Annotated in this window: 16 protein-coding genes and 3 pseudogenes; 10 read left to right on the top strand and 9 right to left on the bottom strand. The window is 60.1% G+C overall.

Annotated features, from left to right (window positions below; genetic code table 11):
- Positions 1-57: 57 nt before the first annotated feature.
- From OKW38_RS04485 to OKW38_RS04495, 3 genes are read left to right on the top strand one after another with little or no spacing between them, the layout of a single operon-like run.
- Positions 58-747 (top strand): ABC transporter permease, encoded by a 690-nt coding sequence (locus OKW38_RS04485; protein ID WP_429360180.1) that lies wholly within the window; start codon positions 58-60, stop codon positions 745-747.
- Positions 744-1,457 (top strand): ABC transporter permease, encoded by a 714-nt coding sequence (locus OKW38_RS04490; protein ID WP_090810803.1) that lies wholly within the window; start codon positions 744-746, stop codon positions 1,455-1,457. Before OKW38_RS04485 ends, OKW38_RS04490 begins: the two co-directional genes overlap by 4 nt.
- 37 nt (positions 1,458-1,494) lie before the next feature.
- Positions 1,495-2,262, top strand: a complete 768-nt coding sequence (locus OKW38_RS04495; protein WP_429360182.1) for an ABC transporter ATP-binding protein — start codon at positions 1,495-1,497, stop codon at positions 2,260-2,262.
- A gap of 69 nt (positions 2,263-2,331) precedes the next feature.
- Here OKW38_RS04495 and OKW38_RS04500 read toward each other — a convergent pair.
- From OKW38_RS04500 to OKW38_RS04515, 4 genes and pseudogenes are all read right to left on the bottom strand, one after another.
- Positions 2,332-2,554, bottom strand: a pseudogene (locus OKW38_RS04500) (Rieske (2Fe-2S) protein); the annotation flags it as partial.
- A 3-nt stretch (positions 2,555-2,557) separates the two neighbouring features.
- Positions 2,558-2,869: a YciI family protein gene (locus tag OKW38_RS04505; protein WP_429360184.1), complete on the bottom strand. Its 312-nt coding sequence runs from the start codon at positions 2,867-2,869 to the stop codon at positions 2,558-2,560.
- Positions 2,870-2,874: 5 nt separating this feature from the next.
- Positions 2,875-3,747 (bottom strand): intradiol ring-cleavage dioxygenase, encoded by an 873-nt coding sequence (locus tag OKW38_RS04510; protein WP_429360186.1) that lies wholly within the window; start codon positions 3,745-3,747, stop codon positions 2,875-2,877.
- Between the two features lie 45 nt (positions 3,748-3,792).
- Positions 3,793-4,119, bottom strand: a pseudogene (locus tag OKW38_RS04515) (maleylacetate reductase); the annotation flags it as partial.
- Between the two features lie 208 nt (positions 4,120-4,327).
- On the opposite strand from OKW38_RS04515, the gene OKW38_RS04520 reads away from it, so the two are divergent.
- Together OKW38_RS04520 and OKW38_RS04525 are read left to right on the top strand one after the other, a co-directional pair.
- The gene (locus OKW38_RS04520; protein WP_429360188.1) at positions 4,328-4,678 is read left to right on the top strand and encodes a BON domain-containing protein; all 351 of its coding nucleotides are present in this window, start codon (positions 4,328-4,330) and stop codon (positions 4,676-4,678) included.
- A gap of 445 nt (positions 4,679-5,123) precedes the next feature.
- Positions 5,124-5,411: a high-potential iron-sulfur protein gene (locus OKW38_RS04525; RefSeq protein ID WP_429360689.1), complete on the top strand. Its 288-nt coding sequence runs from the start codon at positions 5,124-5,126 to the stop codon at positions 5,409-5,411.
- 315 nt (positions 5,412-5,726) lie between these two features.
- Here the strand turns inward: OKW38_RS04525 and OKW38_RS04530 are convergent, their stop codons facing one another.
- Complete coding sequence (locus OKW38_RS04530; protein ID WP_018422624.1) at positions 5,727-6,512, bottom strand: IclR family transcriptional regulator; 786 nt, start codon at positions 6,510-6,512, stop codon at positions 5,727-5,729.
- Positions 6,513-6,639: 127 nt separating this feature from the next.
- Between OKW38_RS04530 and OKW38_RS04535 the strand changes: the two genes are divergently transcribed.
- The 3 genes and pseudogenes from OKW38_RS04535 to OKW38_RS04545 form a co-directional block, all read left to right on the top strand.
- The gene (locus OKW38_RS04535) at positions 6,640-7,983 is read left to right on the top strand and encodes an MFS transporter (RefSeq protein ID WP_429360190.1); all 1,344 of its coding nucleotides are present in this window, start codon (positions 6,640-6,642) and stop codon (positions 7,981-7,983) included.
- A gap of 4 nt (positions 7,984-7,987) precedes the next feature.
- A complete protein-coding gene (locus OKW38_RS04540) occupies positions 7,988-8,434 on the top strand; it encodes a type II 3-dehydroquinate dehydratase (RefSeq protein ID WP_429360192.1) in 447 nt (148 codons plus the stop codon).
- A 62-nt stretch (positions 8,435-8,496) separates the two neighbouring features.
- Positions 8,497-9,207 (top strand): annotated as a pseudogene (locus OKW38_RS04545) (cation diffusion facilitator family transporter); the annotation flags it as partial.
- 9 nt (positions 9,208-9,216) lie between these two features.
- Here OKW38_RS04545 and OKW38_RS04550 read toward each other — a convergent pair.
- On the bottom strand, positions 9,217-9,489 hold the full coding sequence (locus OKW38_RS04550) for a hypothetical protein (RefSeq protein WP_184045046.1): 273 nt from the start codon (positions 9,487-9,489) through the stop codon (positions 9,217-9,219).
- 300 nt (positions 9,490-9,789) lie between these two features.
- On the opposite strand from OKW38_RS04550, the gene OKW38_RS04555 reads away from it, so the two are divergent.
- Positions 9,790-10,605 carry a class I SAM-dependent methyltransferase gene (locus OKW38_RS04555; RefSeq protein WP_429360193.1) on the top strand — a complete coding sequence of 272 codons (816 nt, stop codon included), beginning with the start codon at positions 9,790-9,792 and terminating at the stop codon, positions 10,603-10,605.
- A 24-nt stretch (positions 10,606-10,629) separates the two neighbouring features.
- Here the strand turns inward: OKW38_RS04555 and OKW38_RS04560 are convergent, their stop codons facing one another.
- From OKW38_RS04560 to OKW38_RS04570, 3 genes are all read right to left on the bottom strand, one after another.
- Positions 10,630-10,935 carry an acylphosphatase gene (locus OKW38_RS04560; RefSeq protein ID WP_187612321.1) on the bottom strand — a complete coding sequence of 102 codons (306 nt, stop codon included), beginning with the start codon at positions 10,933-10,935 and terminating at the stop codon, positions 10,630-10,632.
- A gap of 109 nt (positions 10,936-11,044) precedes the next feature.
- Entirely contained in the window at positions 11,045-12,133 is a 1,089-nt protein-coding gene (locus tag OKW38_RS04565) for a hypothetical protein (protein ID WP_429360195.1), read from the bottom strand.
- Between the two features lie 22 nt (positions 12,134-12,155).
- Entirely contained in the window at positions 12,156-12,596 is a 441-nt protein-coding gene (locus OKW38_RS04570; protein ID WP_429360196.1) for a hypothetical protein, read from the bottom strand.
- Between the two features lie 1,014 nt (positions 12,597-13,610).
- Between OKW38_RS04570 and OKW38_RS04575 the strand changes: the two genes are divergently transcribed.
- Positions 13,611-15,245, top strand: a complete 1,635-nt coding sequence (locus OKW38_RS04575) for an NADP-dependent glyceraldehyde-3-phosphate dehydrogenase (protein ID WP_429360198.1) — start codon at positions 13,611-13,613, stop codon at positions 15,243-15,245.
- Positions 15,246-15,296: the final 51 nt, after the last annotated feature.

A 15,296-nucleotide genomic window follows, 5' to 3' on the forward strand; every position in this document is an offset into this window, starting at 1 on the left:
CGATCGCCAGGCTCCGCGCGCATGCGCGCGGCTCGCTGCTTCAACAAGGACGCTCCCATGCTGTTTCAAGGCTTCGGTCCGCTGCTCCTCGCGGGCACGTGGGTAACCATCAAGCTCGCGGTGCTGTCGCTCGCGGCGTCGTTTGCGCTGGGACTTCTCGGCGCCGCCGCGAAGCTGTCGACCAACCGTGCGATCTCGCGCATCGGCACGATGTACACGACGCTGATCCGCGCCGTGCCCGATCTCGTGCTGATGCTGTTGCTGTTCTACAGCATCCAGATCTGGCTCAATGATCTGACCGACATGTTCAGCATGGAGCAGATCGACATCGATCCGTTTCTCGCCGGTGTGATCACGCTGGGCTTCATTTACGGCGCGTACTTCACCGAAACCTTCCGCGGCGCGTTTCTCTCCGTGCCGCGCGGGCAGATCGAAGCGGGCTTCGCGTACGGCATGAGCGCGCGGCGCGTGTTCACGCGCATCCTGTTCCCGCAGATGATGCGCTTCGCGCTGCCCGGCATCGGCAACAACTGGCAGGTGCTCGTGAAGGCCACCGCGCTCGTGTCGATCATCGGTCTCGCGGACGTGGTCAAGGCATCGCAGGACGCCGGCAAGAGCACGCAGTCGTTCTTCTTCTTCACGCTGGCGACCGGGGCCATCTACCTCGCCATCACCACCATTTCGAATCTGCTATTGAACCGCCTCGAGAAGCGCTACTCGATCGGCGTACGGAGGGCCACGCTGTGATCGAACTGACTCGTCAATACTGGCAGAACTACCTGTTCACGGACGGCTTCAACTACACCGGCCTCGTCATCACGCTGTGGTTGCTGGTTGCGTCGATCGTGCTGGGTTTCGTGTTGGCCGTGCCGCTCGCGATCGCGCGCGCGTCGCGCAACCGCTACATCTCCGGACCCGTCTGGCTTTACACCTACATCTTCCGGGGCACGCCTTTATACGTTCAGTTGCTGTTGATCTACACGGGCCTCTACAGTCTGCATTTCGTCCATTCGCACCAGATGCTCGACAGCTTCTTTCGCAATGCGATGAACTGCACGCTGCTCGCGTTCGCGCTGAACGAATGCGCGTATGCCACCGAGATCTTCGCGGGTTCGATCCGGGAGACCTCGCACGGTGAAATCGAGGCGGCCCAGGCTTACGGCATGTCGAAGTTCAAGCTGTACACACGCATCATCCTGCCTTCGGCGCTGCGCCGGGCACTGCCCTCGTACAGCAACGAGGTGATCCTGATGCTGCACGCGACGACACTCGCGTTCACGGCGACCGTCCCCGACATTCTGAAAGTGGCGCGCGACGTCAACTCCGCGACCTACGCGACGTTCCAGGCGTACGGCATCGCGGCGATCCTGTATGCGGCGATCGTGTTCGCGCTGATCTGGGGCTTCCGCAAGATGGAAATCCGATTGCTGGCTTATCTGAAACCGCAAGCGCATTAAACCCGGACGCATTCGCGTCATGATGGAGCATACGAGCATGTACAAGCTGACGGTCGACGATCTGCACAAGAAGTTCGGCGACAACGAGGTATTGAAGGGCGTCTCGCTGAAGGCGAAGGCGGGCGACGTGATTAGCCTCATCGGGTCGAGCGGCTCCGGGAAAAGCACCTTCCTGCGGTGCATCAACTTTCTCGAATCGCCGTGCGCCGGGCGCATCACGCTGAACGGAGAGGAAATCAACACGAGCAGGGATCGCAACGGCTCGCTACGCGTGACCCATCCGAAGCAGTTGCAAACGATGCGCACGCGTCTGTCGATGGTGTTCCAGCATTTCAATCTGTGGGCGCATATGACGGCGCTCGAGAACATCATCGAGGCGCCGATCAGCGTGCTGGGATTGAGCCGCGCGCAAGCCGAGGAACGCGCTCGGAAGTATCTGACCAAGCTCGGTTTGCCGGCCAGCACGGAGAAAAAATATCCGTCCCATCTGTCCGGTGGTCAGCAGCAGCGCGTCGCGATTGCTCGCGCGCTTGCGATGGAGCCGGAAGTGATGCTGTTCGACGAACCGACTTCGGCGCTCGATCCCGAACTCGTCGGCGAAGTGCTGCGTGTGATGCAGGCGCTCGCCGAAGAAGGCCGCACGATGATCGTCGTCACGCACGAAATGGGCTTTGCGCGCAACGTGTCGAATCATGTCGTATTCCTGCACAAGGGCAAGATCGAGGAGCAAGGCCATCCGCATCAGGTGCTGACGAATCCGCGCAGTGAGCGGTTGCAGCAGTTTTTGGCGGGGCGGTTGAAGTAGCGGCGCGGTTCACAGATACACCGTGTGTTCGCTCTCGGCCTCCGGCAGCACGAGGATCACGCCTGACAACAGCGCGCTGTGATGCGCGCACATCAACACCTGCGCGCGATAGCACAGCACATCGCCGGGCTCGAAATCGAGCGGCACCGAAATGTGCGCAACGGTTCGCGTAAGCCCACACCTGCTCGCCACGCCGCACGACCACGACGGGCACGCCGGCGGCCGTGGCATCGACGACCCGCGCGCCGCCGTCGGGCACGTCGGCAAGCGGGCACAGCGGTGTTTCGTTCATCGCTCAGACTCTCCGTTCCGGATTGCCGAGGCTCCAGTCCCACGGACGGATCTCGACGCAATCGAATAGCCCCGCCTGCATATACGGATCGTTGCTGACGAACTCCATCACATCGTCGATACGCTCCGCTTCGACGACCCGCAACACGCCGTTCATCGCATCGCATTGCGGCGCGAGCGTCGGACCGCCGAGGCGCACGAACACGCCACGATGCGGATTGCCGCGCAACCACGTCCGATGCACCGGACGCACCCGTTCGCGCACTTCGCGCATGCCGGGCTTGTCGGTCGCGAATACCGCGAAAAAACGTGCCATCGTCATCAACTCCGATCGAGGATGAAGTCGTAGCGCGCTTCGCGGAACGGTCCATCGAAACCGAAGCGGCGCGCGAGTTCGTGATCCGCGGAGCACTCGCGATAGTCGACCATCAGCGAGGGCTTCACGCCGAACACCGCGTCCGAATCCAGATACGGATCCTCGCGATCGAACACATGCGTGACCAGTGTCCGATGCCCCGGCGCATCTATCATGAAGTGCAGATGCGCGGGTCGCCACGGATGCCGTCCAGTCGCTTCGAGCATGCGGCCGACCGGGCCGTCGGTCGGAATCGGATAACTGACCGGCACGATCGTCGAAATCGCGTAGCGGCCTTCGGCGTCGGTGCGAAAACGTCCACGCAGATTGCCGTGCGGCTGCTCGGTGTCCTGCCCCGAGTACATGCCGTTATCGGCGGTCTGCCAGACGTCGAGCACCGCGTTGGCAAGCGGCTCTCCGTCCGTCGACAGCACGCGCCCATGCACGAGTGCGGGCGTGCCCGGCGTGAACGCGATGTTCTCGCCGTACGCGCGCTCGGGCATGCCGCGAATATAGAACGGACCGAATACGGTGGTGTCGGTCGCGCCCGTCGCGAGACGGTGATTGATCGCGTCGACGAGCATCGATACGCCGAGCGTATCCGACAACAGGATGAATTCCTGACGCACGAGGTCATCGCACATCTTGCCGGTGTCGGTCAGAAAGCGAATGGCCGCCATCCATTCGGCCTCGGTCGGCTCGACTTCACGCACGAACGCATGCATGTGCCGCACGAGGCTTTGCATCAGCGTGCGCAGCCGTTCGTCGGGCGTGCCCGCGAAGCTTGCTACCACCTGCTCGGTCAGGGCCTGCTCGGCCCCTTTGCTGTCTGTCGACATGTCTTCCTCCATCGATTGTTCTGGCGGCGCTGCGTTGGCCAATGCTCAGGCGAGTTCGGCGCCCTGCCACGCACGTTGCAGCAGCGCGCGGATCGCGTCGCGCGCCACGGGACGCGGGTTCGCATACGGATTCTTGCACGCGAGATCGGCCGCTTCGTCGAGTCCCTACTCGGGCATGCCGATCTGCGCGAGCGCCATCGGAATGCCGAGCGCGCGGTTCAGTTCGAACAGCAGCGGACCCGCGTCGGCCGCGCGCTTGCCGCCGAGCGCGCGTGCGACGCGCGCAAGCGCATCGGGCGCGGCGCTGTGGGTGTAGTGTGCCGTATACGGCAGGTTAAACGTACCGCCCAACGTATGACACAGCTTGTGATGGTAAGTGAATGCTGTTTCGCTGCTAATCGCTGAATCTGTCATTCCGTCACGCTGGATCGTGCAGGTACATGGCTAGCCTGAAAGGCCTGGTTTCGTATCAGCATGGCCCATGCCGTCCGTGCATACTTTGCCGCGAGCGCCACGGCAGCGATGTTTTTGTGTCGACGTTTGAATGTACGAATGAACGGATTTGGATGTCATAACCGACATGCGAAACGCGCCATACATCAAAGGCCGGTTGCTGATCGTCGCGATGTTCGCGTTGCCCGCGTTCGTGTTCACCAACGGCTGTAAGTCGACGGCGACGGCGACGCCGTCCGCGACCGCGCCGGGGGCAATCGCCACCGACGACGCTACGCTCGCCCGCCGGGTGAAGCAGGCGCTTGTCGCGGACCCCGCGCTACGATCGTTACCGATGAGCGTGGCAACGTATCGAGGCGTCGTGCAGTTGTCGGGATACGTGGATTCAGAGGCACAGATTCTGGAAGCACTTGCGGTGACCCACGGCGTGCCGGGGGTGCAATCCGTGAGCAACGATCTGCACCTCAAGCCGCAATGACATGCGTTCGCCGGTAGACGGATGACACGAGAGTAACGCGGCACAGCGCACTCAAGCGAGCGCGGTCTCACAGCCGAAAACTCGGCGCGAGACCCAGGGCCGCTTCTGGAGTTCTCCGGGCTTCGCTTTGGTCCGGTTCACAACGATAGCGGGCCGCGCAAGGTCATCTTCATATCCTGCTCCTCGTACCGATCAGCTTCTGCGTCACATCCAGTTCCACGATCGATCCTCTGTGGCTCGGTCATGCCTCGGCTTTCAATATATCGCATGTGATATTTCACCCAACAGGCCGGCTGCGAAACTGGTGTTCGACAATCGACAGGTATGCTGATTGCTCATGTTATGACGAGGCCGGTTTGCGATTGACCGGTTCACCGTCACTTTGCCACCGTCTGATCGTGTCTCGAAAGGAGTTTCGATCGTGTCGCTCTCTCGCCGTCATTTCATGATACTTGCCGCATCCGTCGCCTCAACGACGGTTCTCTCGACAAAGTCAAACGCGGACGCGCCTGTGCTGTCCGAAAACGATCCGACCGCACTGGCCCTCGGATACAAGATGGACGCGTCGAAGGTCGACAAGACGAAATTCCCTCGGTACCAGACAGGGCAGACCTGCGCCAATTGCCAACTGTATCAAGGCAAACCCGGTTCCACGATTGGGCCGTGTCCGACCTACGGGGGCAAGCTGGTCTACGCAAAAGGGTGGTGTAACGCCTACGTGAAAAAGGCGTAATTTACACGCCGTCGTTGTGCTTCATCGTAGCTCGCGCCGATAGCCGCGTTCCAGTGCGCCGTTATGACAAGGAATAACAAGCTAGCCTCCGTTCAGCACCATCTCGCCTGGTCATATCCAACAGGATCGACCGTCTAGTCCGGCCACTTGCGGGTTTTGGGGCGAAGCCCGAGTGTGATGGCAGCATGGCGCCCGACCGTCAGTTGCGCATCCGGCAGGAAGACGTTCGGTCATCTGCGCCAACGTATCGGAGACCGCAGTTCGGCGCGAAGCGGACGAAGTTCGCCGCTCGGATGGCTTTGCACTTGTGTCTCGTCATCCCTTGCCGAGCGGCGGCCGACTCGGGAATCCCGCCATATTGCTTAGCTGGGCCAGTTCATTCGCCGCCTCGCGCAGCAGCATCGAGTACTCGTGAATCTTCTCGGTCGTCAGCCGCACCCGCGGACCGGCCAAACTGATGACGCCGACGCAACGCGAGCCGCTCACCACGGGCACCGCCACCGCTGACATGCGCGGGGCAAACACCTCGTCGATCATCGCGTAGCCACGCACGCGCGCAGCGTGCAGGAAGCCCAGCAGCGCCTTGAGCGTCGTCGGCGCATTGGGTCCAAACTCATTGGGCTGTCCAAAACCCTGCTTCAAAACCAGTGCCGCCGCCTGTTCGTCAGTCATTGTCATCAGCCATGCGTGTCCGGTCGACGTGCATGAAAGTCGTGCTGCCTGGCCCATGTCAGGATCGTAGCGAAAGCCGATGCGCTGTCCGTCCGCCTTCCCCACCCAGATGATTGCTTCGCCGTCCACCAACGACAGCCGCGCCAGTTCACCTGTCTGCGCAGCGACGCGTTCGATGATCGGCTGGGCGATATCCGCGATGCCCGTCAGGCTCAGGAATTCCAGCCCGTTCGACGTCATACGCATCGTCAGAATGTAGCGGCTGTGATCGACCAGTTGCCTGACATAGCCGCCTTCGATGAGCTCGGCGAGCACGCGGTGGCACGTGCTGCGGGGCAGGGACAAAGCGTCGGCAATCGCCAGAAGACCCGCGCCTTCGGCTTGCGTCGCCAGGAAATCAAGAATTCTCAGGCCGTTTTTGAGCGACATTTCGCGTGATTTTCATTATGTGCAATGCAGTTCCGGTGCGGAACGCCTCGCTTTCCGAGCGCAAACAATAGCACTTGTTCGTCGCCAGAAACGAACGGTTCGACATATGAGGAATTCAGGAGACAACATGTCATTTTTTGCTGATTCAGCCCTTGCCGCGGAACAACAGTCCGCGCAGGCTCACTTGATGGCGCGTCGGGCGGTGGCAGGCGCAACCGTCGGAACGGCGCTCGAATGGTTCGACTTCGCGCTGTATGGTGTGGTCGCGGCCACGATCTTTCCAAAGCTGTTTTTTCCATCGCTGGACCCGACCGCCTCGCTGCTCGCGTCGTTGGCTAGTTTCTGGGCAGGGCTGGCCGCACGCCCGCTAGGCGCCGTGATCTGCGGGATGCTCGGGGACCGTTGGGGACGCCGCAAACTGATGCTTATCACCGTGTCGGTAATGGGAGCTTCATCGTTCCTGATGGGGCTGTTGCCCACTTACCACCAGGTTGGCATCTTCGCGCCGACGTTGCTGGTGACACTGCGCATCATCCAGGGATTCGCGCTTGGCGGCGAGTCGACGGGCGCGCAACTGATGGCGGTCGAGCATGCGTCTGCTAACCGACGCGGTTGGTATTCGGGCCTGCTTGGCATCTGCTCGCCACTCAGCCAGATTCTCGCCAACTTCTCGCTCTTTACACTGGCCGCGTTGCTTTCATCGGACGATTTCGACTCCTGGGGATGGCGAGTCCCGTTCCTCGCAAGTTTTGTGCTGGTGCTGCTGGGCATCTACATCCGCAGGAAGGTTAGCGAGACACCGGCCTTCGAGGCGCTCAGGAAGAGTGGCTCGCCCACACGCGCTGCCAATCCGCTAGGCACCGTTTTCAAATATCACTGGCGCACCGCGCTTCGCCTGACGCTGTTCTTCTGTGGCCCCGCCGCACTGTTTTATCTGATCGTGGTTTTCTCGCTCAGCTATCTGACGAAACACCTCGGCGTACCAAAGCAGACCGGTTTCATGCTGCTGATGGTTGCGAATGTCTGTGCCATCGCGGGAGCGCTGGCGGGCGGTTATCTGAGCGATCGGATCGGACGCAAACGTGCGCTGATGATCGGCTCGTTCTGCACGCTGATCTGCTGCCTGATCTACTTTCCGATTCTGAACCAGAACTCGATCGCCATGACGATGGCCGTGATGGGCGCCTTCCTCGGCTTCACACAGTTCCAGAGTGGCATCCAGCCGGTGTGGTTCGCCGAGTCATTTCCGACCGATGCGCGCTACACGGGATCCGCACTGTCGTACTCGGGAGCCAACCTGCTCACCGGCGGCCCGATGCCAATCGTCGCCGTGGCGCTGCTCAATGCCTTTAACGGTTCCCCTTGGGCCATCGTAGCGGTCTGCGGCTCGCTGAACCTGATCTCCTTCCTGATGATCGCAATATCCCGGGAAACCAAAGACACGGCCCTGGAACGCTCTTCTACCCACTGACACCATGACTCGCAAACTCTACATCCTCAATGGCTCCAACCTGAACATGCTGGGCGCGCGGGAGCCTCATCTTTATGGCAGCACTACGCTAAAGGACATCGAACAGAACTGCCTCGCGCTGGCCGACGCCCTCGAGTTCGACTGCGTATTCCGACAAACGAACAGCGAAAGCGAGTTGATCGACTGGATCCAGGAAGCGTTCTTGCAGGACGCCGCGCTGATCATCAATCCAGCCGGCTTTTCATTCGGTCGGATTCCGGTGCTCGACGCAGTCAAGCTCATCCGCCGACCAGTAGTGGAATTGCATATCACCAACATCCACCGACGCTCGGAGGAATATCGTCACTCGACGATTTCGGTGGCGGCTACCGCGGTAATTTGCGGGGCTGGCGCAAACGGATACTTGCTGGCAATCCGCGCGATTGACGATCTGTGGTGCAACCAGACCTGAGCCGGCTCCTCTATTCATGAAGCACGCGGGCTCCTCGATGGAGCCCGCTTCGGCAGGAGAGCAGTCGACGCTTCCAGCACGGCTTCTGGCACATCGAGCCGCTCGTGCTCGTGTTCAACGGCAATCTGCTGTCGGTGCTGTGCTTTTATGCTTTCATCAACGCGGTCAAAGGCCTGCTCGACGGCGGCCACGAGCTCGAGTTCGGCTGGGGCGTCTTCTACGCAGTGGTGGTTGCCACGTTCGCCTTCGTCATGTTCTTGCGCGAGCGGCGCGTGAATCGCGCGATCGACTCCGAACTGATAGGGCTCGACATCAAGAGCTGGCTGATGTCGGCGTGCGTCAGCGCGGCGCTGTTGCTGGCGTTTTTGATTGCATGGCTGCTCGAACGAATCGGGCACGGCCACCTGACACCGTACATCGACCCCGGCGTGCTCGCACTACTGACGCTCGTCCTGATCCCGATGCCGATCGGAACCGTGATCGGCGCGGTCAAGGAAGTGTTGCTGATCACGCCGCCGGATCTGGAGCGCGGACTGCGCGACCTGATGCAACAACTGACCGCCTACTACGGCTTCGTCAAGCACTCGCACTACGCGACGCGCGTCGGCCGCGGCCTGTTCGTCGAGGTGCATATCGTGTTGCCCGAGGCGATGGAGCACGCCGGCGTCCGCCAGCTCGATCAGATCCGCGACAGGATCTCGCGCGCAATCGGCGAATCGGGCCCGGACCGCTGGCTGACGGTGGCGTTCACGCGCGAGCCGCGCTGGTTGTAACTTTCGCGACTAGTCCCCGAACGGGTTGTTGGTGTCCTTCACTTCGGTACTGAGGTTGTATTCTGCACGCATGGCCTTGAGTACGCCCTCGATGTCGCGCTCGAAGCCGATCGCGTTACCGAAGTGGGTCATATTCCAGTTGCAGCCTGTCTTGTCAGCCTCTTGCAATTGCGGCCGCGGCACGCGAATCTTCACGCCATCCTCGACGATTTCCTGCAGTCGATGGATTCGCCGACTGACCTCCTGCTGAAGCTGCGAGGCATTAAGCGTCTTGCGTATCATCCAGGTCTCCTCCCGGTTGCTCGAGCCAGTCTAACGCAAGTGACGCGTTTCGCGACCTGGCGCTGAAATGCGAAGCGCCAGAGAGAAAGCAGGCGTATTGGTTCGTGGGGGTGCGTCAGCCAGCGCCGACGCGCGCGAAAGTCTGGCGGCTTTAGACGACGTTGGTTGTGCGTCGCACCACACATTTGTTCGCTGTCTCTGTCGCCGCCTGATTGTTTCCCCGATAGCCAGACATACGGATTACGAGGAACATAGGCATGCGCTAAAGGTTGCCAACGTGTAAAACCGGTGGGGGTAAGCATGGGACAACTCGACTTCAGTACCTTCGAGCACGAAGGTTGGGAGCGGGTCGCGCAGGCCTATCATGAGTATTTTGGCGATTTGACCGCCCAGTCGAACCAGGCCATGCTCGAGACCCTCTGCATTCGGCGGGGAGCCCGTTTTCTCGACGTCGCCTGCGGCCCGGGCTACCTCGCGGCGGCCGCCGCGCGCAGCGGCGCGGATGTCGCCGGCGTGGATTTTTCGGTCGCGATGGTCGACAAGGCGAGACGCGTCTTTCCGGCACTTGAGTTTCGCGTCGGCGACGCGGAGGATTTGCCATTTCCCGACGCAAGCTTCTCGGCAGTGGGGATCAGCTTCGGAATGTTGCACTTTGCGCACCCCGAGCGCGCACTCGCGGAGGCGTTTCGTGTACTGCAACCTAACGGCAGAATCGCCTTCACGGTATGGGCGACACCGAACAAGGCGGTTGGCTTCGGCATGGTGTTGAAGGCGATCGAGGAACACGGGACGACCGACGTACCCGTCCCGCCGGGACCACCCTTCTTCCGATTCAGCGATTGGGAGGAATCGAAGCGCCTGTTGCTCGATGCCGGGTTCGTCCAACCGGAGGTGCGGGAGTTGGACCTCACGCTCGTGCTTCGTGCTCCCACTACACCTTTTCATGCACTCCTGCGTGGTGGCGTGCGGGTTTCCGCGTTGCTACACGCGCAGACGCCGGCCGCGCTAGCTTCTATTGAACGGGCCGTCGCACACGAGGCGCAGGCGTATCGCAGCGATAGGGGGGACCTCAGGCTTCCGATGAGCTGCGTTCTGGCTTCCGCGCTCAAGCCTTAGGGCGAGCGGGTTGACTCAACTCAACTAGACCGTCGCGGCGAGCTTGAATTCATCGAACCTGGCTACTGGTGGCGATAGTTCCTGGACTTCCAGACGGTCCACCAGAGCTGCATGGGCACCGTCAACCAGCCAATGGCAGATTCGCTCGAGTTCTTCAGCGTGTCCTTGCAACACAGCCTCGACCGAACCGTCCATCCGGTTGCGCACCCAACCCGTGATGCCTCGAGCCGTGGCCTCGTTGATGCAAGCCTGCCGGTAACCTACCCCCTGCACGTGGCCATATACCCTGACCAGTCTGGTCCGTAAATCGGTATCGAACTGTGGCGTCATGATGCACGTAACTCCAGGCCGGATAAGACGCAGCGCAATTGCCTCTGGTCGCTGTCGCTGTCAGTCCGCAAACAAAAGCTCTGCTCGACACGAATCGCGGGTTCGACAGTCAACCTCCGCGCACCTCGTCGGTTTCGCCTGCCGAGTCTGTCGCCTCCCAATCCGCCTTCGTCGTTGCTGCTGGCGTCACCGGCTTGATACGTGTCCACCACGCGGTATTTGCCGGTGCATGGAAGCGGAACTGCGTGCTCCATGCCGCCCAGAACTCCCGCTGTGCGGCCTGGGACGTCGGGAGAACAAAACCTAATTTCTCAGCGAGTGCCGGCAGATAAAGGTCAAACGCTGATTTGACAACGTCGCCCCAGCTTCTTGCCTCTAGAATCGCAAGCCGATACGCAATTGCCGCAATGGCGGCCGCAATCGCAGCGTTCTGAAAAAGATCCGCCAACAGGTAATTACCGGCCAGTCCGTCGGCAAGCCAGATGTCAATCGCTCGCACCAAGGTAAAGATGGACGTAAAGGTACCCAGAACGACGAGTCCGACCAGAAAGTCGACTGGCGCTCTCGCATCGGCGATGATTGCCTGATAGTCCTTTGGGATGACTGCAAGAAGACGCGGCCATACGAATATGCTGTCAACCTTATAGACTTCGCTCGAGTAACCCTCGAATGCACGCAACGTGTTCCCAAAGGCCGTAGGAAGAACGAGATTTTCATGCCGGGGGAAATCACGGGCGTTCCGCTCCTGGTTGCGGTACAGCCTCGCCCTTACGGTGGCTCGGTTCGATTCAGCCTTTCTGTATTCCAACGATTCCTTTGAGGCTTTAAGCCGCTCGATTGTACTGTTCTCTGTAGCGAGTTCCGTACGGAGGCGTTCTATGAGGTCCAGTTGACGATTGCGGCGATTTCGCTCATCGCGCTTCCAGGCCTCGCGATTGAATGGCCATTTGTATCCTTCGAGGACCTGATAAAACCAGTTGTTCAATACCAACAGGATCAGCGATAGGACCCATACGATGATGAGGAAAGAGAACAGGCTTCCAACCTTGTCGCTGTCCGAGGTCGCTTTGAGTAGCAAATCGCAAAATGCCGGGATATCGGCGTTTGCCGCGAGAAAGCCTGTAAAGCCAAGCAGGGCCGGCAAAAAGAAGCCGAGGATAAATGCTTTGTCCAGCAGTTTCGATAGGCCCGAGAGCATCGGAGATTATCCCTTGGCAAGTTCAGCGACGCACTGGCGGTGGGTTGTCGTCATCTGGGTCCTGCTGCGACTGTCCCGGAAGACCTCCGAATTGAAGAGCCCGGTGAACCGCATTCAAATCGATGCTTGCCAGTTTGCTCGGCGGCGTTGCTGAGCCGGAGTCGTCTACAAGATGTTGATAGAGGAAATCGACAACCGCACTGAGGGCACTGAGGGCGCTCGCGTAATCTCGTGCAATCGCCAGGTCGTGGACTTCTACGGCCCGCCTCATCACCAATTCGCGTAGCGGTTCCGGTGCTGATTCGTATTGGCGAGCAAACGCGGAGTTCCGTTTGATCTCTTCAAGCCGGTCAATCGCTTTTGAGGCACTGCGGCGGCTCTGCCCCCTAGGTACATGCGTGGCGCTGCGTCCGACCACTTTTGTCAGCAGTTCGACGATTTCACGAGATGAGTTTTCTTTCATCCTGGCTCTCCAAGGGAAAAACACACTCGCCTCCCCGCCCGCCCGGTCGTCAATGCTCGAACCGTTACTCGATGTTAGTACAGCTGTTCGGTAGGAGGAAACAGTATATCGGTGCGTAGGCCGCAGAAGTGTCACGTGGACTTCGCAACAAGTGAACTATCGCCGGGTTCCTCGCTGCCTCGCACATACGGTTGGTCAAGCGAGCGGCACAGGACAATCCCTGAACGCTTGCCGGGCAATGTTCAGGAACATGCGGGCGCAATTCTCCGCAGCGAAATGTTGGTTTCGGACCGTCGCTGCCCGGTCAAAGTGTAGGGCGAGTCCCACCACCGAGTCCACGTCGCCACTGTCACGCGCGCATTCAACGCCTACGCAGCCCGTTAGCGGCACGCTTGCCTGACAGCCCCTCCGTCGGCACGGTCTTTGCGTCCAGAAACTGCGTCAACCGGAGATAGCCATGATGCGATGTTTTGCGGACTTCGCTCCCAAGCAAGCGCTGCGCGGCAGTGCAGCCGTACTTGCTGCCACCATACTCCTAACAGCATGCGGGACGGGAATGGCGGCATTCGCCGGACTGCTTCCGAAATCCGACGGGGTAGCGACCGCAGTGACCGCTACGCCGTTGGTCGAACTGCAGACCACGATGACGAATCTAATCGAATCCGGTTACGAGGACATTTCCGCAGCTACTGACTAAGCTCGCCCGCAAGCTCGGCGGTGCCGCGCCGCGCCACGTGATATCACTGTCGGAACCGACTTCACCGTTTATCAGGTGTTGAACACGGTTCGTCTTCAACTCTGTTCTCTGCCATTAGCTATGCTTCTCTCTGTGTCTTGCGCCCGCCGCGAAGCACAGCCACCAAACACCGGCACAGTCGCTTGCGCACGACCCAATGATCGGTCCGACAGGTACCGTTACGTCACCAGCGGGCAGGCACGGTCGCATTGATTGCGTTCGAGCAATGCCCAACACCTGGCGGACCACCGCGTACTGCACGAACATAGGAGCGAAACGTGGCAAATATTGACTTCGAGAACCTCCGGCAGTTGTTTCCAGTCACCGACGATATTCCCGATTCCGTCCGCCTCGCGGAGCCGATTCATCAGCGCGTCTCGCTCGTCGATGGAGAACTGAAGGCATGGGATGGCGCCTGCAAGAGCGTGCAGTCGCCAGTTTGCGTGCGACAAGCCTCCGGCGACGCTGAACAGGTCGTAATTGGCAGTTATCCGGTCATGGGCGAGGTCGAGAGCGATGCCGCGCTGAACGCGGCCGTGCGAGCCTACGATCACGGCCGCGGTGAGTGGCCAACGATGACAGTCGCGCAGCGCATCGGCTGCATGCAAGACTTCATTCGTCTCATGGCGGCCAGGCGCCATGAGATTGTGAATCTGATCATGTGGGAAATCGGCAAGAGCCTTGCCGATTCGCAGAAGGAGTTCGACCGCACCATCAGCTATATGCAAGACACTATCTCGGCGCTAAAGGAGCTAGACAATAGCAACTCGCGCTTTGTCATCGCCGAGGGCACCATCGGCCAGATTCGCCGCACCCCGCTGGGCGTCGTACTGTGCATGGGGCCTTACAACTATCCGCTGAACGAAACGTTCGCGACGCTCATTCCCGCATTGCTGATGGGCAACACCGTCGTGTTCAAGCCGCCCCAATATGGCACGCTGCTGTTCTTTCCACTGCTCGAGGCTTTCCGCTCTGCTTTCCCGAAAGGCGTCGTCAACACGATTTATGCACCCGGTGCGGTGGTGGTGCCACACATGCTCGCCTCAGGAAAGATCGACGTGCTTGCCCTCATCGGCTCAAGCAAGGTTGCAGACCACCTGAAAAAACAGCACCCAAAGTCGCATCGGCTACGCGCCGTTCTCGGCCTTGACGCCAAAAACGCCGCGATTGTGTTGGCTGACGCCGACATAGACCTCGCCGTGAAGGAATGTCTGCTCGGTACGTTGTCGTTCAATGGTCAACGGTGCACAGCGCTCAAGATATTGATGGTGCACCGCTCGATCGCCGATACGTTTCTTCAGCGCTTTAACGCAGCGCTCAAAAATCTCAAGGTCGGCATGCCGTGGGAACAGGGTGTGTCCATTACACCGCTGCCGGGCATGCATCGCACGGCCTACATGACTCAGGCAATTGACGATGCGAAAGCGAAAGGCGCGGCGGTCGTGAACGAAGGGGGTGGCGTGTTCTGCAAAACTCTTTTCTATCCGGCCGTGGTGTACCCCGTGAAGGAAGGGATGATGCTCTATCGTGAGGAGCAGTTCGGACCGATCATCCCAGTCGTGCCGTTCGATGACATTGATACACCACTCGAGTATGTCATCACTTCGGACCACGGTCAGCAGGTCAGCATTTTCGGCACCGACGCTGCCCAAATTGGCTCGCTGGTCGACCCGCTCGTCAATCAGGTGTGCCGCGTCAATCTCAACAGCCAGTGCCAGCGAGGCCCAGACGTCTTTCCGTTTGCCGGCCGCAAGGATTCTGCGGAAGGTACGCTATCGGTCACCGATGCGTTGCGCGCGTTCTCGATTCGCTCCATGGTCGCGGCCAAGGAGACCGACCTGAACAAGACGCTGTTCGATACGATGGTCACGAATCATCACTCGAAGTTCGTGAATACCGGTTTTATCTTTTAGCGGCTCGATGGGTATCGAGCTCGAGTCCCGGTGCGGAGATTCAGCGCGCGA

The sequence above is a fragment of the Paraburkholderia sp. MM5496-R1 genome, assembly GCF_050436205.1.
Classification (GTDB): domain Bacteria; phylum Pseudomonadota; class Gammaproteobacteria; order Burkholderiales; family Burkholderiaceae; genus Paraburkholderia; species Paraburkholderia tuberum.

Bases quoted from the DNA above. Each gene is read 5' to 3' on its own strand.
- OKW38_RS04485 (WP_429360180.1), top strand. From the start codon at position 58: ATGCTGTTTCAAGGCTTCGGTCCGCTGCTCCTCGCGGGCACGTGGGTA.
- OKW38_RS04495 (WP_429360182.1), top strand. From the start codon at position 1,495: ATGTACAAGCTGACGGTCGACGATCTGCACAAGAAGTTCGGCGACAAC.
- OKW38_RS04505 (WP_429360184.1), bottom strand. From the start codon at position 2,869: ATGGCACGTTTTTTCGCGGTATTCGCGACCGACAAGCCCGGCATGCGC.
- OKW38_RS04510 (WP_429360186.1), bottom strand. From the start codon at position 3,747: ATGTCGACAGACAGCAAAGGGGCCGAGCAGGCCCTGACCGAGCAGGTG.
- OKW38_RS04520 (WP_429360188.1), top strand. From the start codon at position 4,328: ATGCGAAACGCGCCATACATCAAAGGCCGGTTGCTGATCGTCGCGATG.
- OKW38_RS04525 (WP_429360689.1), top strand. From the start codon at position 5,124: ATGATACTTGCCGCATCCGTCGCCTCAACGACGGTTCTCTCGACAAAG.
- OKW38_RS04530 (WP_018422624.1), bottom strand. From the start codon at position 6,512: ATGTCGCTCAAAAACGGCCTGAGAATTCTTGATTTCCTGGCGACGCAA.
- OKW38_RS04535 (WP_429360190.1), top strand. From the start codon at position 6,640: ATGTCATTTTTTGCTGATTCAGCCCTTGCCGCGGAACAACAGTCCGCG.
- OKW38_RS04540 (WP_429360192.1), top strand. From the start codon at position 7,988: ATGACTCGCAAACTCTACATCCTCAATGGCTCCAACCTGAACATGCTG.
- OKW38_RS04550 (WP_184045046.1), bottom strand. From the start codon at position 9,489: ATGATACGCAAGACGCTTAATGCCTCGCAGCTTCAGCAGGAGGTCAGT.
- OKW38_RS04555 (WP_429360193.1), top strand. From the start codon at position 9,790: ATGGGACAACTCGACTTCAGTACCTTCGAGCACGAAGGTTGGGAGCGG.
- OKW38_RS04560 (WP_187612321.1), bottom strand. From the start codon at position 10,935: ATGACGCCACAGTTCGATACCGATTTACGGACCAGACTGGTCAGGGTA.
- OKW38_RS04565 (WP_429360195.1), bottom strand. From the start codon at position 12,133: ATGCTCTCGGGCCTATCGAAACTGCTGGACAAAGCATTTATCCTCGGC.
- OKW38_RS04570 (WP_429360196.1), bottom strand. From the start codon at position 12,596: ATGAAAGAAAACTCATCTCGTGAAATCGTCGAACTGCTGACAAAAGTG.